The sequence below is a fragment of the Cohnella sp. GCM10020058 genome (genome assembly GCF_042683485.1).
GTDB lineage: Bacteria > Bacillota > Bacilli > Paenibacillales > Paenibacillaceae > Cohnella.
The window spans coordinates 1-20,267 of the sequence record NZ_JBHUJV010000025.1; the positions used below are offsets into that span (position 1 = coordinate 1).

Below are 20,267 nucleotides of genomic sequence, written 5' to 3' on the forward strand. Positions count from 1 at the left end.
ATCCCGTACCATTCGTTTACCTCGGCGGCCAGCTCGGTCGGCAGCTCCGGCATACGCCACGCCGGGAGACCATACGATCCTCCACGGCTCCGCTCGACGATTCCCTCAATGTGTTTCTGCAATGACTCCATTTTCATCATCCATTCTGCGCTCGCTTGGCGCCTGTATTTTGACCACATTGACCACATGATGACCACAATGGCAAAGAAGAGGAAAGAGAGATAAGAGAAGAACGAGAATGCTTGTTCCTGTTTCTTGCGGTAATAAGGCTAAAAAGAGATAAAAGAATTATTAATTTCCCCGATCGGTCCCGTTGAGATATACTGGGTGTAACAGGGTTTCATGTGGTGAAACGGAGGTGGACCCGTTGGAAGAGGAAAAGAAAACCGTGCGCGCCGTCGAACGCGCGCTCGACATCCTGCTCGTCTTCACGACAGGGAGCGAGTGGAGCCTGACGGAGCTGGCGGCGAAGTGCGGGCTGCACAAGAGCACCGTGCATCGGCTGCTCGCGACGCTCGAGGAGAAGGGCTTCGTCATTCGGGACGACGCGACGGAAAAATACAGGCTCGGGCTGCGCGTCCTGGAGTTGTCCGCGCATTACGCGCGTTCGGACGATCCGACGGTCATGCTTATCGGCGAGATGGAGAAGCTGCGGGATCAGATGGGAGAGACGGTGAGCCTCTATATTCGCGACCGTCTCGAGCGGGTGCGGATCCAGGCGGTGCAGAGCAGGCAGGCAATCCGCCGGGTCGCGCAGGTCGGCATCCGTCTGCCGCTGTCCGTAGGCGCCTCCAGCAAGGTGCTGCTTGCGTTCGAGGAGAGCAATACGCGCGAGGCGTTGCTCGGCGATCCGGCTTGGCCCGCGGGGCTGCGTGGGCCGTCCTACGCGAAGCAGCTGGACGAGGTCATGGCCGCCGGCTACGCGACCAGCTTCGAGGAGCGGGAGCCGGGCGCTGCCGCCTTGGCGGCTCCGATCTTCAGCCGTACGGGCAAGCTGTTCGCTGCGCTCTCCGTCTCGGGCCCTTCCAACAGGCTGACGCCGGACGTCATGGAGGAGCGCGCACCCGCGATCATTGGCGCAGCTACGCGTATGGGAGCGCTGCTCGACTAGCGGCTGCTCGCGCTCACCGCTGAGTTTGCGGCTCGATTGGCCGTCTATCGCGATTGTCAGTCCGCGCCGCATACGGGAACGCTGCCGCTCAGCCGCTCCGCTCGGATTCTGCTAGTTGGAGGTACGAAGCGGCGGCAGACACAGAAGACGCTATTTTGCGAAAAGGCGACCCATCGACGATGGTTTCGGACCGGAGGACGCTATTTGGCGGAGTCGGGACCGAAGCTGTCGGAAATTCGGCTAATTACGGACGCTGTGTCCGTAAGCGAGGCAAAAAGCGATCCAAGCATAAATAGCGGATCTCGTGTTCACGCATAAGAAAGAGCCTTGCTCGCCGCTTCAACCGGCAATCAAGGCTCTTTTTTAACTTCATGAAGCTTTGGCGCTAGGCGACGGGCTCGCTGCGCTCTCGTCTTTTTTCGGCTCGAGGCTGTTCAGGAAATCCAGCGCGTCCTGCAGCGAGGCGACGGGCACGAGCTTCGGCTTCAGCTTGAGGTCGGCGACCGTTTGCTGCGCGAGACTCCAGTTGCCGAAGCCGTTAAGCACGGCGTTGATCGCGTCCTTCGGCGCGATTTTTTCGTTGTCCTGCCAATGGTCGGCGGCTACGCGGGTGTACGGGACGAGGAAGTAGTCCACTTTTTCCCGGTCAGCCGCCATGAGCTTGTACTGAATGCCGCCGATCAGTCCGACGCTGCCGTCGGCCGCGATCGTCCCCGTGCCGGCAATGCGATAGCCCTTGGTCAGGTCCTTGTCCTGCAGCTGGGAGATGATCTCCAGGGTCATCATCAGACCGGCGGAAGGGCCGCCCGTATCCTCGAAGTCGAACTTGACCTTGTCCGGCGGGGTTACCTTGAGCACGGTCTGGTTGGTGAAGCCGACGCCAGGCTTGCCCGTGCCCGGCATCTCGATGAGCGGCACGTTCGCGGTAAAAGCCTTCCCTCCGCGGGTACCCGTCAGCTTGACCGTATCCCCCGCCTTTTTGGAAGAGAGGTATTTGCTGAGCTCCTCCGCGTTGTTCGCTTTGACGCCGTCCACCGAGGTGATGATATCCCCCTCCTGCAGACCGTGCTCCCGCGCCTTGGTTTCCTTGATGAACGAATTGACGATGATGCCTTGCTCCTTCACATCGATCTTCTTGTCCATCGCCGTATAGGCCGCGAGCAGGGCATTGGCCTCGGAGCTGTCTCTCATCCAGGCCATCAGGTTGCGGTAGGCGCTAAGGCTGACCGTGCCGCCCGTTGCCGTTGCTTGTGACTGAATGTCCATTTTCGGATTCAGCCAGGCGTATATGATGGAGAAAACGTTCGGTTTGGAGTAGGACGATACGGTCGTGAAAAGCAGCTCGCCTTTCTGAACGACCTTGTGGTCCGTCTCGACGCGCGGATGTACGGGCTCTGCCGAACCCGGTCCGTACAGCACATACGGCAGGGACCAGTTGCTGGCGACGATCACGACGACGATGAGCGCCGCGAGGATGATCGCCGGTCTGTAACGCCGGATAAAACCTTTATTCTCGGTTGTCAATGCGATCGTCACCTCCGTCCCTCATTATAGCGCATCCCTATCCCGTTTCCCAAACCTAACAAAGCTTGCCCGCCGTTGCTGCATAAAAAAGCCGCATCGCCGGGAGCGACCCCGGGATACGGCTGGGTAGGATACGAATTATTGGTTCGCGATCATCTGCCGCAGAACGGTCTGCAGGATGCCGCTGTTGCGGTAGTAGTCGACGTCGACCATCGAGTCGAGACGGACGATGGCAGGGAAAGAGAACGTGGTGCCGTCTTCGCGCGTCGCGGTAACGGTAACCGTCTGGCCCGGCTGTACGTCGTTCGAAAGGCCCTCGATGTCGAACTTCTCGTGGCCGCTGATGCCGAGCGTTTTCCAGCCGTTACCCGGTTGGAACTGCAGCGGCAGCACGCCCATGCCTACAAGGTTCGAACGATGAATACGCTCGAAGCTCTCGGCGATGACCGCCTTGACGCCCAGCAGGAACGTGCCCTTGGCCGCCCAGTCGCGCGAGGAGCCTGTGCCGTATTCCTTGCCGGCGATGACGACGAGGTTTGTCTTGTTCTTCTGGTACTTCATCGATGCGTCGTAGATCGACATGACTTCGCCGGTCGGCAGATACGTCGTAACGCCGCCTTCGGTGCCCGGAGCGACTTGGTTGCGGATCCGGATGTTGGCGAACGTGCCGCGCATCATGACCTCGTGGTTGCCGCGACGGGAGCCGTACGAGTTGAAGTCCTTCTTGTCGACGCCGTGCTTGATCAGATACTCGCCGGCAGGGCTGTCGACCTTAATGTTGCCCGCAGGAGAGATATGGTCCGTCGTGACCGAATCGCTGAGCAGCGCCAGGACGTTGGCGCGCTTGATGTCGCCGATGTCGCCCGGTTGGTCGCCCAGGTCGGTGAAGAACGGCGGGTTGGCGATGTAGGTCGACTTGTCGTCCCACTCGTACAGCTCGCCTTCCGGCACAGGGATCTTGTTCCACTGCTCATTTTGCGTAAAGACGTTCTCGAACTTCTTGCGGAACATCTCCGGATCGAGCGACGCGGAGACAGCTTGCTGGATCTCTTCGTTGGTCGGCCAGATATCCTTCAGGTAGACCGGCACGTTGTTCGGGTCGTAGCCGATCGGATCGTTCGCAAGGTCGATGTTGACCGTGCCGGCCAGCGCGTATGCGATAACGAGCGGCGGCGAAGCGAGATAGTTCGCCTTGACCTGCGCGTGCACGCGGCCTTCGAAGTTCCGGTTGCCCGAGAGGACTGCGGCGACGGTCATGTCGTTGTCCGCGATCGCTTGGCTGACTTCGTCAGGCAGCGGACCGGAGTTGCCGATACAGGTTGCGCAGCCGTAGCCGGCGACGTAGAAGCCGAGCTTCTCCAGGTAAGGAAGCACGCCGGCCTTCACCAGGTAGTCGGTAACGACGAGCGAACCCGGGGTCAGCGAGCTCTTGACGTAAGCAGGCTTCGTCAAGCCGCGCTCGACGGCTTTCTTTGCGACGAGACCGGCGCCGATCATAACGCTCGGGTTGGACGTGTTCGTGCAGCTCGTGATCGCCGCGATGACGACGGCGCCCGTCGTAAGCGTGCTCGCCTGGCCGTTGCGGTGCTTGACCGGTGCGGTCTGCGCGATCTTCTCGTCGGAGAGGCCGTAGCCGCCCTTGTCGATCGGCGTGCGGATGATGTTGTTGAACTCTTCCTTCATCGCCGTCAGCTCGACGCGGTCTTGCGGACGCTTCGGACCTGCAAGGCTTGGCACGATGGTGGAAAGGTCAAGCTCGATGACGTCCGTGAACGTCGGATCCGGCGTGTCGTTGGTACGGAACATGCCTTGCGCTTTGTAGTAGGCTTCGACAAGCTCGATTTGCTTCTCGTCGCGGCCGGTGAGGCGCAGGTAGTTCAGCGTCTCGCTGTCGACCGGGAAGATGCCGATCGTCGCGCCGTATTCCGGCGCCATGTTGGCGACCGTCGCGCGGTCGGCCAGGCTGATGTTGGACAGGCCCGGACCGAAGAACTCGACGAACTTGCCGACGACGCCCTTCTTCCGCAGGATCTGAGTGACGGTCAGCGCGAGGTCGGTCGCCGTAGCGCCTTCGGCCAGGCTGCCGGTCAGGCGGAACCCGATGACTTCAGGCATGACGAAGTACAGCGGCTGGCCGAGCATGCCGGCTTCGGCTTCGATGCCGCCGACGCCCCAGCCCACAACGCCGAGACCGTTGATCATCGTCGTGTGGGAGTCCGTGCCCACGAGCGAATCCGGATACACTTCGATGACGCCGTCTTTGGTCTTGGTAGCTGCAACGGATGCCAGGTACTCCAGGTTGACCTGGTGGACGATGCCGGTAGCCGGAGGAACGGCTCTGAAGTTGTCGAATGCGGTCTGTGCCCAACGCAGGAAGCGATAACGCTCTTCGTTGCGCTCGAATTCGAGGTCCATGTTGGTCTGCAGCGCGTCCGCGGTGCCGAATGCGTCGACCATGACGGAGTGGTCGATGACCAGATCGACGGGCACGAGCGGGTTGATGCGCTTCGGGTCGCCGCCTGCTTGCTTCACGGTCTCGCGCATCGCGGCGAGATCGACGACGACCGGTACGCCGGTGAAGTCTTGCAGCACGATGCGGGCGGGGATAAATGGAACTTCCTTATCTTCGCGGCCGTTCGCCCAGTTGGCGATTTGCTTGACGTGCTCCAGCGTGATGGCGCGTCCGTCGAATTGGCGGATGGCGGCTTCAAGCAGGACTTTCATCGAGAAAGGCAGCTTGGACACGGGGCCCAGACCTTGCTCTTCCAAACCTTGCAGGTTGTAGTAGCGATACGAGTTGCCCGCTGCCTGCAGGTCGGCCTGTACGTTGTACGGAAGGGTAGACAAAATAATCGGCCTCCTAGATAAGATTGCACGGATTCCAGATAAAGCGGCGCGAGGATGAGAAGCATTCTCGTTTACGTTTCATTCTGTGAAACCCGATTTCAAAATTGAACCTTCCTCATTATTATAGCGTTATCCCGGCGCGCAGTAAAGAGAGATTGTGTCTACTTTGTTACCAATGAGGGGAAAAACGGCCGATGTTTGCATGAGGTTTAGCATGCCGCAAACGAAGGGGATCATCCGCGGAGGAAGCGTGCAAAGAAGAGGTGCGGGAGTGCGTTGGCCGGCATCGCATCGGTCATCCGCAAGCATGGAAACGCCGCGGCCGGCATACATTTGAACGGATGCAATCTGTGCCGTACGGGAGGGATGTCCGGTGCCGGAATTGGACGAACGGATAAAGAAGGCGCTGGTTGAATATGTGAATGCGGTGAACGAGGCGGATCTGAACCGTTCGCCAGAGGCGCTGGCGCAGGTCGGCGACGAGGCACACCGTTGGCGGCTGCAGCGCCGGACGCGCGCGCTTCGGCGGCGGGACGCCGCATCGGCGGCCCGGCCCCGGAGAGGCGAGATCCGCGCTCGCGTCCTGCGTTGGAGCGCCGGGGAAAAAGAAGCCTATGTCGATCTGCAGCTGCAGATCGCAAGAGCTTGCGGCACCGGTGCGGCAGCCTATGCCGAAGAGCGGATCGAGCGCGAGCGCATCCGGCTCGTGCCCTTCGGCGGCGAGTGGCGGCTGGACCGCGCGGAGCCGCTGGGCGACGAGCGGTCGTCCGCCGCGCTGCTGGGATCCGGCGCAGAGGGGGCGTTTGGCGCGGCCAGCGAATGGCCGGTGGCTCCGTCCGTTCCTTTTATCCCGGCACGGGACGGTTATGGCGCCTGGCAAGGGATCGCGAGCGGCGGCGTTCAGGCCGCACCTTGGGCCAATCCCTACGGGGGAACGCCTGCGCGCAGCGGGCCTTACGACCGGGAAGCTGTGGTCGCGTATGCCGAGGCATGGTGGGATAAGGCGAATCCGGCGTACGAGCTTTTCGAGGTAAATTGCACCAATTACGTCTCCCAGTGTCTCTTTGCAGGGGGCGCGCCCATGAACTATACTGGGAAAAGAGAATCGGGCTGGTGGTACCACGGGTTGTCGGGCGGCCAGGAACGCTGGAGCTACAGCTGGGCGGTCGCGAACAGCCTGCAGCATTTTTTGAGTCAGCCGAGGCCGGCCGGGCTGCGGGCTTTGCGCGTCGAGCGACCCGAGCAGTTGTCGCCGGGCGACGTCATTTGCTACGATTGGGACGGCAACGGCCAATTCAGGCACAATACGATCGTGACGGCGGCCGACGGCGACGGCATGCCGCTGGTCAACGCCAACACCGTGCCCAGCAGGCACAGATACTGGGACTATCGCGATTCCTACGCCTGGACGGAGAACACCCGGTATCGTTTTTATCATATCGAGGCGATTTTTTGATCTGCAGGGCGATTATACAAGGCAGTCGAACAAGGCGGAGGTCAAGCTGACAATGGGAACTGGACAGAAGATTCGCGTCGGGCTCGTCTACGGCGGCCGCTCGGGCGAGCATGAAGTATCGCTTCAGACCGCGCTGGCGGTTCTGAAGGCATTCGATTACGACAAATACGAACTTATTCCTTACTATATAACGAAGGAAGGCATATGGCGTTCGGGTTCGCTGCTTGCTGCGCCGCCCGCGGCCGTTGCGGAGCTGCAATTCGAGCGTACCGGCGAAGCGGGAGAGAGCGGTTCGTCGCTCATTCCTCTGATGCAAGGCATGGCGGAAACGGCTGTAGCCGAAGCCGGCAGCCACGAGGGCATCGGCTCGGTGGACGTCGTGTTCCCGCTGCTGCACGGCACCTTCGGCGAGGACGGGACGATCCAAGGCTTGTTCGAGATGGCGAACCTGCCCTATGTCGGTGCGGGCGTGCTCGCATCTTCGGTCGGCATGGACAAAGCGGCGATGAAAACGATGTTTGCCGCGGCGGGATTGCCGCAGGTCGGGTATCGAGCGTTTACGCGGTTTCACTGGAATAAAGAGCGGGAGGCGCTCCTCGACGGCATCGGGCAGGATATCGGCTATCCGAGTTTCGTGAAGCCCGCGAACCTCGGCTCCAGCGTCGGCGTATCCAAAGCGCGCAATCGCGAGGAGCTGGCCGCTGCCGTCGAAGAAGCGTTGCGATACGATCGCAAGGTGATCGTGGAGGAGTTCGTCGACGCGCGGGAGATCGAGGTCGCCGTCCTCGGCAACGACGAGCCGCGGGCATCGGTCGCCGGCGAGATCGTCAGCTCCAATGAATTCTACGATTATAAAGCCAAATATATCGACGGCAAATCCGCGATGATCATTCCGGCGGAGATCCCTGACGAGTCCGCGCAGGCGGTCCGCGAGATGGCGGTCCGCGCTTTTCTGGCGATTGACGGCTCGGGGCTGTGCCGCGCCGACTTTTTCCTGCGCAAGAGCGACGGCGCGCTGTTGATTAACGAGGTTAACACGCTGCCGGGCTTCACGCCTTTCAGCATGTATCCCCTTCTCTGGCAGGAGACGGGCGTCTCCTACCGCGAGCTGTTGGACACGCTGATCGAGCTGGCGCTCGCCCGTCATGCCGAGAAGCAGCTGATCGATTACGGCGGCTGATCGGGAAGCTCCTGTCATACAGGCCATCGGAGCGAGTTAGCGGGAAAAACCGTGCAATTACGGCGACGGCCAGTGCCCTAATCGAGAAGAGTGGCCTGCCGCGAACGAACAGCACAAGCCCCCAAACCAAAAAGCACCGCCGTCATCGTTGACGGCGGTGCTTTTTGGGTCTAAGTCTCAGTCCAGGAAATCCTTCAGCCTGCGGCTGCGGCTCGGATGGCGCAGCTTGCGCAGCGCCTTGGCTTCGATCTGCCGGATCCGTTCGCGGGTGACGCCGAACGCCTTGCCGACTTCTTCAAGCGTCCGCGTATGGCCGTCGTCGAGGCCGAACCGGAGGCGCAGCACGCTCTCTTCGCGCTCGGTGAGCGTATCGAGCACGTCCTCGAGCTGCTCGCGCATCAGCTCGAACGCCGCGGCGTCCGCGGGCTCCGGCGCATCCTGATCTTCGATGAACTCGCCGAGCCGGGAATCGTTCTCCTCGCCGATCGGCATCTCGAGCGACACGGGCTCCTGCGAGATCTTCATGATCTCGCGGACCTTGTCGACCGTAATGTCCATCGCCTGTGCGATCTCTTCGGGGGCCGGCTCGCGGCCGAGCTCCTGCAGAAGCTGCCGGGAGATGCGCACCAGCTTGTTGATCGTCTCGACCATATGAACGGGGATCCGGATCGTGCGGGCGTGGTCCGCGATGCTGCGGGTGATCGCCTGGCGGATCCACCACGTGGCGTACGTGCTGAAACGGAAGCCTTTGCGGTAATCGAACTTCTCGACGGCCTTAATCAGGCCCATGTTGCCCTCCTGAATCAAGTCCAGGAACAGCATGCCGCGTCCGACATACCGTCGTGCTATGCTGACGACCAGCCGAAGATTGGCTTCGGCCAGACGCTGCTTGGCTGTCTCGTCGCCTTCCTCGATCCGATGAGCGAGCGCGATTTCTTCATCGGCCGTGAGCAGAGGCACGCGGCCGATCTCCTTCAGATACATGCGGACCGGGTCGTCCATCCGAATGCCCGCGGGCACCTTCAGATCGTCGTCCATAAAGTCGACAACGGGAGAATCGGTATCCATCGTCAAAGCGCATCCCTCCATCCGGTAAAAGTGCTGGGGCGGAACGGTATAGAATAACGGGAATTGACATCCGATGAAGTATGTGCTATCCTGAAGTAGGAAGTTTATGCTTTGGATGTCTGATAAGTACCATTTCTCATTATATCACCAAGTAGGCATTTATACAACAAGTACTTTAAATAAATTTGGACCGGACCTTGCGCTTCGTTTTCGGACGAGCCGGGTGCCGGTCCTTTTTGGTTGGTTTCGGGCGCCGTTACTTTCATTGCAAGCGGTCTACGGTTTATAATAGCAGCAAGAGTCCAAGGGTCGGAGGGATGCAGATGGGATTCCAGACGGAATTCAATTCGGTGTGCAAATTCAAGTCCGAGCAAGAGCTGTACGAGCTGCTCGAATACGGACGGGGCAAGATGGTCAAGAAGCAGTTCCGCGTCTTCCCTACGGGACAGAAGGTTATCGCGTACGCGCCGGACAACCGGGCGGTCGCCATCGTCCGCATCGTCGCTTCGATCGCCGAGATCAACTTCCAGGGCGAAGAAGTGACGCAGGTCGAGATGGAGCTGATCCGCAAGCTCACGGATGAGGAGTCGCGCGTGCAGACCGCGCTCGCGCACGAGATGTTTTTCGGGGAGCAGCAAGCCTAGGCGCAGACCGGGAGGAGAATCGCGATGGGGCCGAAGTGGGAATACTGCACGTTGAAATACAAGACCGGCGGCTGGCTAGGCGGCAAGGTGGACGAGCAGGAGTTCCAGGATGAGCTTAACCGCTACGGCTACGAAGGCTGGGAGCTGGTGTCCTGCTTCGACACGAGCCAGGGTCAAGGCGCATCCCGGGACATTATCGTCGTCTTCAAGCGCCAATTATAGAAGCGAACATAGAGCGGCAGTCCCGCTCGACTTACATACGCATGCTGCCCTCGGCTAAGGCCGGGGGCTTTTTGTATCCTTAAAAAATGTAAAAATCCTTCGCAAAATACGTCAACTTCTTTCCGGACGAAGTTGCTATAGTAGAGGAAGAAAGCGTCAAGCGAAGGGAGCGGAGCGAGTGTTCACAAGCAGATTGGGCGTGCTGACGGATGAAGTGTCCGACCGCTACGAGGAAGCGCTGGACTGGGCGGCGGAGCAGGGGCTGTCGCACGTGGAGGTGCGCGTCGTCGATGGGCGGAATGCCGCGAGCCTGAGCGACGCGGAGGCAACGGAGGTTCGCCGTCAGGCGGAAACGAGGGGATTGTACATCTCCGCGATCGCCTCGCCGGTGTTCAAGTGCGCGCTGGATCCGGAGAGGCCGGTCGCATCGGGAGATACGTTCGGTCAGGACGAAGAGAGCGTGGACGCCCACTTCGCGAAGCTGGCGCGCGTCATCGAGCTGGCGAAGCTGATGGGGACGAAGCGGATCCGGATTTTCTCCTTCTGGCGCGAGCGGGAACCCGAGCGGTATGCGGAGGAGATCGCCGGACATTTGCGTCGAGCGGCAGATATTGCGCGGAGCGAGGGCGTCGAGCTGCTGTTGGAAAACGAGGCCTCGTGCAACGGCGGTTCGGCGCGAGAAGTCGCGGAGCTTGTGCGTACGGTGGATTCTCCGGCACTGCGCGCGTTATGGGATCCCGGCAACGAAGCGCATGCGGGCAAGGAGGCGTACCCGCTTGGCTACGAGACCATCAAGCCTTATGCGGCCCATGTTCATCTCAAGGACGCATGCTTCGGACCGGACGGCAAGGCGCGGTGCGTGCCGCTCGGCTCCGGAGACGTGCCGGTCATCGCGCAGTTGAGAGCGCTTGCGGCAGATGGTTATGAGGGGCTTTTTACCATCGAGACGCATTATGTGCCCAGAGACGGCAGCCTTATGACCGGGACCCGGATGACGCTGGATGCGCTGCGCGCGCTCGCAAAGGAGGTATAGGCGGATGGCGCAATGGAGATTCGGCCTTATCGGATGCGGCGACGTCGCGGAGCGGCACGCCGAGGCGATCGGTCAGATCGAGGAAGCAAGGCTTGTCGCCGTCTCCAGCCGGACCGAGAGCCGGGCGAGAACGTTCGCGGAGCGGGAAGGCTGCGACTGGGTCGCCGACTACCGGGACCTGCTGAGGCGCGAGGATATCGATATCGTCTGCGTGACGACCTCAAGCGGCAGCCATGCGTCCGTCGGGCTCGACGTACTTAACGCGGGCAAGCACCTCATCGTAGAAAAGCCGATGGCCATGAACGCGCGGGACGCGCGGCGAATGGCGGATACGGCCAGAGCGCGGGGGCTCGTCCTCTCGTCGATCGCCCAGCGCAGATTCGAGGCGAACAACCAGCTCATCAAGCGGGTGCTGGACGAAGGCGCGCTCGGCCGGCTGCTGCTTGCGGAGATGGCGCTCCCCTTTTACCGCAGCCAGACTTATTACGACAGCGCCGAATGGCGCGGGACGATCGCGGAGGATGGCGGGGCGCTCATGAATCAGGGCATACACGGGCTGGACCTGCTGCTGTGGTTCGCGGGGGATGCGCGCACGGTGTTCGGCAAAACGGCCACGCTTACGCACCGCATGGAGGCCGAGGATCTGGGACTGGCCATTGTGCAGTTCGAGAGCGGCGCCTACGGCACGGTCATGGCTTCGACCAGCGTCCAGCCCGGTTATCCCGCGACGATCACGCTCTATGGCGAGCAGGGAACGATCAAGCTCGAGGGCAGTTCGATCGTGCGCTGGAGCGTGCCAGGCTGGGAGCAGCCGAACTGGGCGCAGGAGCAAGCGTACGGCGGCGTGACCGATCCGAAGAGCATCGTCGCCGAATTTCACCAGAGTCAATTCCTCGACGTGATCGCGGCCATCGAGACGGGCATCGAACCGCTTAGCTCGGGCGAGGACGGCTGGAGGGCGGTCAGGCTGGTCGAAGCGATCTACGAGAGCGCGAGCCGCCGGGCGGAGATTGCGATCGGGAACCAACAAGAGGAGGAACGTTCCGAATGACGAATTTGCAGCAGCCGGTCAAAACATTGAAGGCCGACGCTTTGAAAGTGCGGGTGTATGGGAACCGCGGCGAACTGGGCGCGGCAGCGGGGGCGGACGCCGCGGCGAAGATCAAAGAGCTGCTCCGCGATAAGGGAAGCATTCGCATGATTTTCGCGGCGGCCCCTTCGCAGAACGAAATGCTGGATGCGCTGGCAGACGATCCGGAGATCGACTGGTCGCGGATCGTCGCTTTTCATATGGACGAATATCTGGGACTGCCTCCGGGCGCTCCACAAGCCTTCGGACGTTACCTGCAGAGCAGGCTGTTCGATCGGGTAAAGCCGGGCACGGTCCACCTGATCGACAGCGCGAACGGCGAGGCGGAGTGCAGCCGGTACGCGGCGCTGCTGGCGGAGGCGCCGATCGATATCGTCTGTCTCGGCATCGGCGAGAATGGGCATATCGCGTTCAACGATCCGCCGGTCGCCGACTTCGACGATTCGCTGCTGGTCAAGCCGGTCGAGCTCGACGAGGCTTGCAGGCGGCAGCAGGTGAACGACGGCTGCTTTCCGGAGATGGACGTCGTGCCGACCCATGCGCTGACGCTGACGGTGCCGGCGCTGTTCTCCGGCGCTCATTTGTTCTGCGTCGTGCCTGGCCCCACCAAGCGGGAGGCCGTCGGCCGGACGCTCGGCGAACGAATCGCGACGGCTTGTCCATCCACGATTCTGAGAAGGCATCCGGATTGCACGCTGTATGCCGATCTCGATTCGTACGGAGTCGAAGAACGATGATTCTCAAAGCGCTTCACTATCGCACGGGAGAGCCTGTCGAGATCGAAGTCCAAGCGGGCAGAATCGCCCGGATCGCGCCCGCAGAGGCCGACCCGGCCGAGCGGGATGCGCTGCCGTACGCAGCGCCGGGCTTGGTCGATCTGCAGATCAACGGATTCGCGGGGCATGACTTCAACCGGCCGACGCTATCCCCGGAACTGCCGGGCACGGTCGCGCGGGAGCTGCGGCGAGAGGGCGTGACCGCGTTCTATCCGACCGTCATCACGAACGGGCCGGAGACGATCGCTTCCCAGGTCGCGGCCATCGCCGCGGCTTGCGAGCGGGATACGGACGCAGCCGCTTGCATTGCGGGCATCCATCTGGAAGGGCCGTTCATCTCGCCCGAAGACGGCGCGAGGGGCGCCCATGCGCTGGAATACGTCAGGGCGCCGGATTGGGAGTTGTTCTGCAGATGGCAGGAGGCGGCGGGCGGACGGATCTCGATCGTTACGCTGTCGCCCGAATGGAAGGGCAGCAGCGCGTTTATCCGCCGCTGCACGGATAACGGCGTCACGGTCTCCGTCGGCCATACGGCCGCGACGGCGGACCAGATCAAGGAAGCGGTGGCGGCCGGCGCGCGCATGTCGACGCACTTCGGCAACGGCGCCCATCTGATGCTTCCCCGCCATCCGAACTATCTCTGGGAGCAGTTGGCCCAGGACGAATTGTGGAGCTGCCTGATCGCCGACGGGTTTCATCTGCCGGACCAGGTGCTGAAGGTCGTCCTCAAGGTGAAGGGGCCGAAGGCGATACTGGTCAGCGACGCCGTATACCTGAGCGGTATGCCGCCGGGCGAATACGAGACGCACATCGGGGGCCGCGTCGTTCTGACGCCGCAAGGCCGGCTTCATCTGGCCGAGCAGGAGCGGCTGCTGGCCGGATCCGCGCAAATGCTGCTCTGGGGCATCCGGCAGATGACGGAGCGCGGCATCGCGAGCCTGGCGGACGCTTGGGAGATGGCGTCGGTCAGGCCGGCGGGATTCATGAAGTTGCCTGCTGCGGCGGGGTTGTCAGTAGGCGCTCCGGCGGATATCGTGCTGTTCCGGCACGACGGCGGCAAGCTCCGCATCGAACAGACCTGCAAGGCCGGCGAGATCGTATATCGGGACGAGGACGAGGCAAGAGCGAATGGACGATAAGCCCTTCATTCGAGAACTGGGGGAACGCAAATGAAATTCGCGGCATTCAGCGGGGTGTTCATCGATCATAGCATTCAGGAAGCGATGCAGCTGGCGAAGCGGCTGGGCCTTGACGGCATCGAGATCGCGGCACGGGAGCCTCATATCTCCCCATCCAGCAGCATGACGAGGGTCAAAGAGGTCAAGGCGCTTTCCGACAGTCTGGCGCTCCCGATCCCCGTGCTGGCCAGCTATATCGGCGGCTTTTCCGATGCCGACGACAGCCAGGCGGAGAGTTACTTCGAGGAATTCAAGCGGCTGCTCGAGATCGCCGGCGTGCTGGGCACGCGCATGATCCGCGTTTTCCCCGGCGGTCCCAACGCCTTCAAGGCGCAGGACTATCACTATGCCAAAGCCGCCTACTGGATGAACCTGTGCGCCGAGGAAGCGCAGAAGCACCAAGTGAACGTCCTCATGGAGATTCACAACGACTCGCTGGTGGAAACGGTGGACAGCAGCCTGCGTCTGCTCGGCATGATCGAACGCGACAACGTCGGGATGATTCACGATGCGGGCAATATGTATATTACCGATACGGATTATGGACGCGATTCCGTCCTTCAGCTGGGGCGCTATTTGATGCACGTGCATGTGAAGGATGAGCTTCGCATCGCGGAGCTCGGCGCGCCGGGGACGTTCGCCAGTACGACGCGCCACGGCCGGGAGCTGTTTCTGCAGAGCCGGCTAGGCGAGGGCGGGGCCGACCACAAGCCCTTGTTCGACGCGCTGCGCGAGACGGGCTACTCGGATTGGGTGACGCTGGAGTGCCATGCGCCGTTTCCGGCGTACGAACGTTTGGAGCATGACCTAGAAGCGGTTCGCAGGCTGATCGCAACAGCGTAAAGACAGGCGGTGTCGTATGAACGAAGACTTGGATATGCCGCTTTTTCAAGGCCGGGATGAGCTGAACAGGGATTTTCCTTTCAAAATATTCAGTTACGACAGTCCGCATCTCAAGCAGAACCTCCACATGCACGATTATGTCCAGATTGCCTACGTCCGCCATGGCATGTGCAACCACCAGATGCTCGGCAAGTCGCTGACCGTCAGCCAGGGAGACCTGTTCATCATTACGCCCGGTACCGGACACAGCATCAGCGCGGTTGAGGATCGGACGTTCGAGCTGATCATGGCCGATTTTTTGCCTGAGCTGCTGGAGGGTCATCTGGGACCGATGGAGGATACGCTTAAGCGATATCTGACGCCTGGCCTTGCCTCCGCGCCATATTCCTGGCTGCATGTCGGCAAGCAAAGGCAGCCGCTCGTCCTGCAGCTGCTCCAGGACATGCAGGACGAGTACGATCACAAGGAGGTCGGCTACCAGTTCGCCATCCGGCTGAGCCTCTTGAAGCTGCTGATGGCAGCGGATCGCGAATACCGCGCCGTCCGGCGCAAACCGGGTCGGCAGACCGCCGCTGCCGAACGGGAACCGATCGAAGAGGCCCGGCGGTACGTCCACGACAACTACAGCCAGGATATTCCGCTTGAGCACGGCGCTTATATTGCGAATATGGCGCCGGCTTATTTCAGCCATATGTTCAAGCAGGTGACCGGGCAGTCGTTCATCGACTACGTGAACGAGATTCGGATCGAGCGGGCCAAGGAGCTGATCCGGCGCCAGTCGCTCACCGTTACACAGATCGGGTTCCAGGTCGGCTACCACCATCTGAGCCATTTCATTCGCACCTTTAAGAAGCGCACCGGCATCACGCCTACGGAATACAAAAAAACGTTCGGCGGCACCGCCGAGCCCATTGGAGAAAGAGGGACGAACAAATGACGGGAACCCCTTTGAAGGTCGGCATCATCGGACAAGGCCGCAGCGGCCGCGATATTCACGGCAAATTGCTCGTACAGCTTCCCGCGCAGTACCGCATTGCGGCGATCGCCGATTCGATACCGGAGCGCAGGTCGCTTGCCGAAGAAGAGTTCGGCTGCCGCGCTTACGGCACTTGGGAAGAAATGATTGCCCACGAGCAGCTCGATCTGATCGTCAACGCGTCGCCCAGCCATCAACATTTTCCGATCACGCTCGAGCTGCTGAACAAGGGCTTTAACGTCTTGTGCGAAAAACCGCTGGCGAAATCCCCCGAGGAGGTCGATCGGCTGATCGAGGCATCCAAGCGTTCGGGCAAGCTGCTCGCCGTTTTCCAGCAGTCGAGGTACCATCCCGCCTTCCAGCAAATCCGGCAGGTGATCGACTCCGGCGTGCTCGGCCGCATCGTGCAGGTAAGCATCGACATGAACGGCTTTGCGCGCCGCTGGGACTGGCAGACGCTTCAGAGCAACAACGGCGGCAACCTGATGAACACCGGTCCGCATCCGGTCGACCAGGCGCTGCAGTTGTTCGGCACCGACGCACTGCCGCAGATCACGTGCATCATGGACCGGGCGAATACGTTCGGCGATGCGGAAGACTACGTCAAGCTGATCATGCGTGGACCGGGTCGCCCGACGATCGATATCGAGATCTCGTCCTGCTGCGCTTATCCGCAGGATTCCTTCAATATACAGGGCACGAGCGGGGGCCTGCGCGGCAGCCCGGAACATCTGGAGTGGCAGTACTTCAAGCCCGAGGAAGCGCCGGTGCAACAGCTCGTGAAGGAACCGCTGTTCAATGCGGCGGGGCTGCCCGCTTACTGCAACGAGGAGCTGACCTGGTACAGCGACGACTGGTCCATGTCGCTGCCAGAGGGGCAGAGCCTGTTCGGCTACATGACCGAAAAGCTGTACCTGATGCTGCACCGCTCGCTGACGGAAGGCGTGCCGCTGGAGATCACGCCGGAGCAGGTGCGTCAGCAGATGTGGGTCATGGAGGAGTGCAGGCGGCAGAATCCGCTGATTTACAGCGCGTAGTTTGAGACATGGCGGCAGGCAAAAAACCGTCCTCGGGAAAATGGAAGCAGTACGCGACCATTTGCTCGGAGGGCGGTTTTTTTCGCGTTTACGGAAGCGGGGCAATATTCGCAAGAGACTCCCGTTGGAGCTACATGGCTCCGTCCGCCCGTCGCGTTGCCGCAAGAAGCTCCCGATAGAGCTACTTTGGTGCGGTGGGCAGGCGGAAGGGGCGAAGAAGCTCCGGAATCAAGAGCCGGCATATCTCAAAGCTCGACCCACGCCACCAGGCCGTCCGGCCGATCGGGGTCGACGCCCTTGCGCTCCGCGCGGGAGAGCGCGGCGATCTGCGGCAGAAAAAGAAAGGGGATGCCCTGCGCAGCAGGATCCAGCGCGAAGCCGGTGAACGCGGCGAAATCCGCGATCGCTTCGATCTCTGCGTCCGCCGCGTCGGCGTACGCGATCACGGTCGCGCCCCGGCGCTTCAGGTCGCGGAGCAGATTGAGCCGGTGCCGCTTGCCGCCGTCGTCGCCGGATACCGCGGCGATGACGATCGTGCCCGGCCCGACGACGACCATGGGCCCGTGGCGGACATCGAGCAGGTGATACGACTGGGCTTGCACGGCCGCGATCTCGGTCAAGGCAATCGCGCCCTCCGCCGCCAGGCCCTTCAACTCGCCGTCGGCCAGCACGACCGCCTGGGTCCAGTCGAATCCCGCCGCCTTGCGGATGCCCGTCTCGGTCCGCGCCATGAACGCTTCGCCGTCCCGGATTGCAGCGTCGATCGATGCGACGAGCGCTTCGTCGCCGCCGAGAAAGGCCGCGATCAGCAGGTTGGCCGCATACAGATTGATTACCGTGCGGGTCTGGCAGACGCTGGCGTCGAATGCCCAAGGAAGCTCCAGCGCCAAGTCGGCTTCGGCGGATAGTGGGGAGCCTGCGACGCAGGAGACGGCCAGCAGCGGGTCGCGCGACGCACTGCGCAGCAGCCGGACGGCCTCCACGATTTCCGTTGTGCTGCCCGACCGGGATGGCGCGACCAGCAGCGTACCCGACAATGCGGGGCGGTAGCGCTCCCCGCCAAGCAGCATATCGCCGCCGGCGAACGCCTGCGCCGCCATGCCCGCCCGCAGTCGGACGGAGAACGCGGCCGACTCGCAGAGGCAATAGCTGGAGCCGCAGCCGAGAAAGGTTAACGAAGAAGGCGCGACGCTTTTTACGAACGCTTCAATCCGTTCTCTCTCGCTCAGCATGTATTCATAGGTTTGACGCAATGCCGCGTATTGCTGCTGGGTCTCCCGGTAAGTCAGACTCATGGGACGGAACCTCCATAAAGTGATTTATACGATCATAATAATTTAATAAAATGATAAATACAATCATATAATGATTGAAATAATCAAAATAGTCCTCTATATTATAAACATAACGTCAGGGAGAAACTTTCCCGCGAATAATAATTAACCACTCAAGCAGGCCGGGAGGAACCAGTCATGCCTCTAACTTCGACGACGGCGGTGCTGCGGCACGCGAGAAAAAACGGCTACGCCGTAGCCGCATTTAATGTTCACACGCTTGAAATGATGCAGGCGGTCGTGGATGCGGCCATCGAGAGCGACGCCCCGCTCATACTTCAGACGACCGTAGGCACCGTCCAGCATCTGGGCGCCGACTACATCGCCGCCGCCGCGCAGGTGGCCGCGAGCCGCACGCGCCTGCCGATCGGTCTCCACCTCGATCACTGCACCGATTACAACATGATCGTCAGATGCATCCGGGCGGGTTATACCTCCGTTATGATCGATGCGTCCATGCACCCGTACGAGGAAAACGTGGAACGCACGGCCCGCGTCATTGCGGTAGCCGCGGCGGTTGGCGTCAATGTTGAAGCGGAGCTCGGCAAGGTGGGCGGGGTGGAGGACGACATCGTGGTCGATGCGCGCGACGCACTGCTGGCGGACCCGGAGGAGTGCGTGTCGTTCGTCGCGCGCACGGGCGTCGACACGCTGGCGCCGGCCATCGGCACCGCGCACGGCATTTACAAGGGAGACCCGGATATCGACTTCGACCGGATCGCGAGCATCGCCGGCCGCGTCGACGTCCCGCTGGTGCTGCACGGCGGCTCCGGCATTCCGGCCGGGCAGGTCAGGCGGGCCGTCGCACTCGGCATGGCCAAGATGAATATCGCCACCGAGCTGCGCATCGCGTTCTCGAATGCCATTAAGCAAGTGTTCGAGGAGCGGCCGGGGGAGAACGATCCCCGCAAGTACATGGTGCCGGCGAAGGAAGCCGTCAAGCGTCTGGCGCTGGAAAAAATCGCATTGTGCGGCTGCGCCGGGCGGGGCGGTGAGGCGGTGTGATCGCGACGGTCACCTTGAACGCCGCCGTCGACAAGACCTACTACGTGTCCGGGTTCGCGGCGGGCGCCGTGCAGCGGGTCAGGCGGCAGATCGCCGAGCCCGGAGGGAAGGGGAACAACGTCGCCAAGATCGTGCGGCTGCTCGGCGGCGATGCGACGGCGACCGGGTTCCTGGCAGGGAGTGCAGGCGCCTTCATCGAGGAGCGTCTCGCTGTCAAGGGCATCCGGACCTCCTTCGTGCGCATATCAGGCGAGTCCCGCACCTGCCTCAACATCGTCGACGAAGCAAGCGGCGCGTCGACGGAGCTGCTGGAGGAAGGGCCGACCGTCGGGGAAGCGGAGCTCGCGGAGATCAAGGACGCCGTCGGAAGGATCGGCGCCCAAGCGAGCGTCGTTGTCCTGTCGGGCAGCTTGCCCGCCGGTGCGCCGGCGGACCTCTACGCGGAGCTCGTCGGCATCGCGAGTTCCGCAGGCGCCCGCGTCTATCTGGACGCGAGCGGCGAAGCGCTGGCGCTCGGCATCGGCGCGGGGCCGGATTTGATCAAGCCGAACGAGGAGGAGCTCGCGAGGTTGGCCGGTCGCAGGCGTATGGATGCGTCGCAATTGGCCCAGACCGTGGCGAAGCTGCACAGTCAGGGCGTGCGTCAGGTGTGCGCGACGCTGGGGAGACAGGGCGCCGTCGCCTGTGTGGACGGCCGGTTGTATCGCGTCATCGCGCCGAGCGTCAGCGCGGTCAGTGCCGTCGGCTGCGGCGACGCGTTCGTGGCGGGCATGGCTTATGCCGACGAGCTGGGCCTGCCGGCAGCGGATCGGCTTCGCATGGCTGCGGCGGCTGCCGGGGCGGCGGCCATGACGGACAGGGCGGGCGAGCTGGACCCCGTCGTCTACGAACGGCTGCTGGTCCGGGTGGCCGTGTTGTCGCTGTAGCGCCGTGAGGCCGTCGC

At 61.9% G+C, this 20,267-nt stretch carries 18 protein-coding genes; 14 read left to right on the top strand and 4 right to left on the bottom strand.

The window, feature by feature from the left end:
• Positions 1–367: 367 nt before the first annotated feature.
• Positions 368–1,111, top strand: a complete 744-nt coding sequence (locus tag ACFSR7_RS34065; protein WP_378169086.1) for an IclR family transcriptional regulator — start codon at positions 368–370, stop codon at positions 1,109–1,111.
• 369 nt (positions 1,112–1,480) lie between these two features.
• Here the strand turns inward: ACFSR7_RS34065 and ACFSR7_RS34070 are convergent, their stop codons facing one another.
• Positions 1,481–2,647, bottom strand: a complete 1,167-nt coding sequence (locus ACFSR7_RS34070) for a SepM family pheromone-processing serine protease (RefSeq protein ID WP_378169087.1) — start codon at positions 2,645–2,647, stop codon at positions 1,481–1,483.
• A 126-nt stretch (positions 2,648–2,773) separates the two neighbouring features.
• A complete protein-coding gene (acnA, locus tag ACFSR7_RS34075) occupies positions 2,774–5,488 on the bottom strand; it encodes an aconitate hydratase AcnA (protein WP_378169428.1) in 2,715 nt (904 codons plus the stop codon).
• Between the two features lie 367 nt (positions 5,489–5,855).
• Between acnA and ACFSR7_RS34080 the strand changes: the two genes are divergently transcribed.
• Positions 5,856–6,938: an amidase domain-containing protein gene (locus ACFSR7_RS34080; RefSeq protein WP_378169088.1), complete on the top strand. Its 1,083-nt coding sequence runs from the start codon at positions 5,856–5,858 to the stop codon at positions 6,936–6,938.
• A 52-nt stretch (positions 6,939–6,990) separates the two neighbouring features.
• The gene (locus ACFSR7_RS34085; RefSeq protein ID WP_378169089.1) at positions 6,991–8,118 is read left to right on the top strand and encodes a D-alanine--D-alanine ligase; all 1,128 of its coding nucleotides are present in this window, start codon (positions 6,991–6,993) and stop codon (positions 8,116–8,118) included.
• Between the two features lie 177 nt (positions 8,119–8,295).
• On the opposite strand, the gene rpoD is transcribed toward ACFSR7_RS34085, so the two are convergent.
• Entirely contained in the window at positions 8,296–9,186 is an 891-nt protein-coding gene (gene rpoD, locus ACFSR7_RS34090; RefSeq protein WP_378169429.1) for an RNA polymerase sigma factor RpoD, read from the bottom strand.
• Between the two features lie 323 nt (positions 9,187–9,509).
• Between rpoD and ACFSR7_RS34095 the strand changes: the two genes are divergently transcribed.
• The 9 genes from ACFSR7_RS34095 (at position 9,510) to ACFSR7_RS34135 (ending at position 16,985) form a co-directional block, all read left to right on the top strand.
• Positions 9,510–9,830, top strand: a complete 321-nt coding sequence (locus ACFSR7_RS34095; RefSeq protein ID WP_282911003.1) for a hypothetical protein — start codon at positions 9,510–9,512, stop codon at positions 9,828–9,830.
• A gap of 24 nt (positions 9,831–9,854) precedes the next feature.
• Positions 9,855–10,052, top strand: a complete 198-nt coding sequence (locus ACFSR7_RS34100) for a DUF4177 domain-containing protein (RefSeq protein WP_282911002.1) — start codon at positions 9,855–9,857, stop codon at positions 10,050–10,052.
• A 178-nt stretch (positions 10,053–10,230) separates the two neighbouring features.
• The gene (locus ACFSR7_RS34105) at positions 10,231–11,085 is read left to right on the top strand and encodes a sugar phosphate isomerase/epimerase family protein (protein WP_378169090.1); all 855 of its coding nucleotides are present in this window, start codon (positions 10,231–10,233) and stop codon (positions 11,083–11,085) included.
• Between the two features lie 4 nt (positions 11,086–11,089).
• Positions 11,090–12,136: a Gfo/Idh/MocA family protein gene (locus ACFSR7_RS34110; RefSeq protein WP_378169091.1), complete on the top strand. Its 1,047-nt coding sequence runs from the start codon at positions 11,090–11,092 to the stop codon at positions 12,134–12,136.
• Positions 12,133–12,912: a glucosamine-6-phosphate deaminase gene (locus ACFSR7_RS34115; protein WP_378169092.1), complete on the top strand. Its 780-nt coding sequence runs from the start codon at positions 12,133–12,135 to the stop codon at positions 12,910–12,912. Before ACFSR7_RS34110 ends, ACFSR7_RS34115 begins: the two co-directional genes overlap by 4 nt.
• A complete protein-coding gene (locus ACFSR7_RS34120) occupies positions 12,909–14,090 on the top strand; it encodes an N-acetylglucosamine-6-phosphate deacetylase (RefSeq protein WP_378169093.1) in 1,182 nt (393 codons plus the stop codon). Before ACFSR7_RS34115 ends, ACFSR7_RS34120 begins: the two co-directional genes overlap by 4 nt.
• 30 nt (positions 14,091–14,120) lie before the next feature.
• On the top strand, positions 14,121–14,972 hold the full coding sequence (locus ACFSR7_RS34125; RefSeq protein ID WP_378169094.1) for a sugar phosphate isomerase/epimerase family protein: 852 nt from the start codon (positions 14,121–14,123) through the stop codon (positions 14,970–14,972).
• 16 nt (positions 14,973–14,988) lie between these two features.
• Positions 14,989–15,909 (top strand): helix-turn-helix transcriptional regulator, encoded by a 921-nt coding sequence (locus tag ACFSR7_RS34130; RefSeq protein ID WP_378169095.1) that lies wholly within the window; start codon positions 14,989–14,991, stop codon positions 15,907–15,909.
• The gene (locus ACFSR7_RS34135) at positions 15,906–16,985 is read left to right on the top strand and encodes a Gfo/Idh/MocA family protein (RefSeq protein ID WP_378169096.1); all 1,080 of its coding nucleotides are present in this window, start codon (positions 15,906–15,908) and stop codon (positions 16,983–16,985) included. Before ACFSR7_RS34130 ends, ACFSR7_RS34135 begins: the two co-directional genes overlap by 4 nt.
• Positions 16,986–17,230: 245 nt before the next feature.
• Here ACFSR7_RS34135 and ACFSR7_RS34140 read toward each other — a convergent pair whose 3' ends face one another.
• Positions 17,231–18,280, bottom strand: coding sequence for an SIS domain-containing protein (locus ACFSR7_RS34140; protein WP_378169097.1), 1,050 nt, complete (start codon positions 18,278–18,280; stop codon positions 17,231–17,233).
• A gap of 177 nt (positions 18,281–18,457) precedes the next feature.
• Between ACFSR7_RS34140 and ACFSR7_RS34145 the strand changes: the two genes are divergently transcribed.
• Positions 18,458–19,324 (top strand): class II fructose-bisphosphate aldolase, encoded by an 867-nt coding sequence (locus ACFSR7_RS34145; protein ID WP_378169098.1) that lies wholly within the window; start codon positions 18,458–18,460, stop codon positions 19,322–19,324.
• A complete protein-coding gene (locus tag ACFSR7_RS34150; protein WP_378169099.1) occupies positions 19,321–20,250 on the top strand; it encodes a 1-phosphofructokinase family hexose kinase in 930 nt (309 codons plus the stop codon). The genes ACFSR7_RS34145 and ACFSR7_RS34150 overlap by 4 nt, the downstream gene beginning before the upstream one ends.
• The last annotated feature ends 17 nt before the right edge of the window (positions 20,251–20,267 follow it).

Bases quoted from the DNA above. Each gene is read 5' to 3' on its own strand.
- ACFSR7_RS34125 (WP_378169094.1), top strand. From the start codon at position 14,121: ATGAAATTCGCGGCATTCAGCGGGGTGTTCATCGATCATAGCATTCAG.
- ACFSR7_RS34130 (WP_378169095.1), top strand. From the start codon at position 14,989: ATGAACGAAGACTTGGATATGCCGCTTTTTCAAGGCCGGGATGAGCTG.
- ACFSR7_RS34110 (WP_378169091.1), top strand. From the start codon at position 11,090: ATGGCGCAATGGAGATTCGGCCTTATCGGATGCGGCGACGTCGCGGAG.
- ACFSR7_RS34135 (WP_378169096.1), top strand. From the start codon at position 15,906: ATGACGGGAACCCCTTTGAAGGTCGGCATCATCGGACAAGGCCGCAGC.
- ACFSR7_RS34145 (WP_378169098.1), top strand. From the start codon at position 18,458: ATGCCTCTAACTTCGACGACGGCGGTGCTGCGGCACGCGAGAAAAAAC.
- ACFSR7_RS34120 (WP_378169093.1), top strand. From the start codon at position 12,909: ATGATTCTCAAAGCGCTTCACTATCGCACGGGAGAGCCTGTCGAGATC.
- ACFSR7_RS34140 (WP_378169097.1), bottom strand. From the start codon at position 18,280: ATGAGTCTGACTTACCGGGAGACCCAGCAGCAATACGCGGCATTGCGT.
- rpoD (WP_378169429.1), bottom strand. From the start codon at position 9,186: ATGGATACCGATTCTCCCGTTGTCGACTTTATGGACGACGATCTGAAG.
- ACFSR7_RS34100 (WP_282911002.1), top strand. From the start codon at position 9,855: ATGGGGCCGAAGTGGGAATACTGCACGTTGAAATACAAGACCGGCGGC.
- ACFSR7_RS34085 (WP_378169089.1), top strand. From the start codon at position 6,991: ATGGGAACTGGACAGAAGATTCGCGTCGGGCTCGTCTACGGCGGCCGC.
- ACFSR7_RS34095 (WP_282911003.1), top strand. From the start codon at position 9,510: ATGGGATTCCAGACGGAATTCAATTCGGTGTGCAAATTCAAGTCCGAG.
- ACFSR7_RS34115 (WP_378169092.1), top strand. From the start codon at position 12,133: ATGACGAATTTGCAGCAGCCGGTCAAAACATTGAAGGCCGACGCTTTG.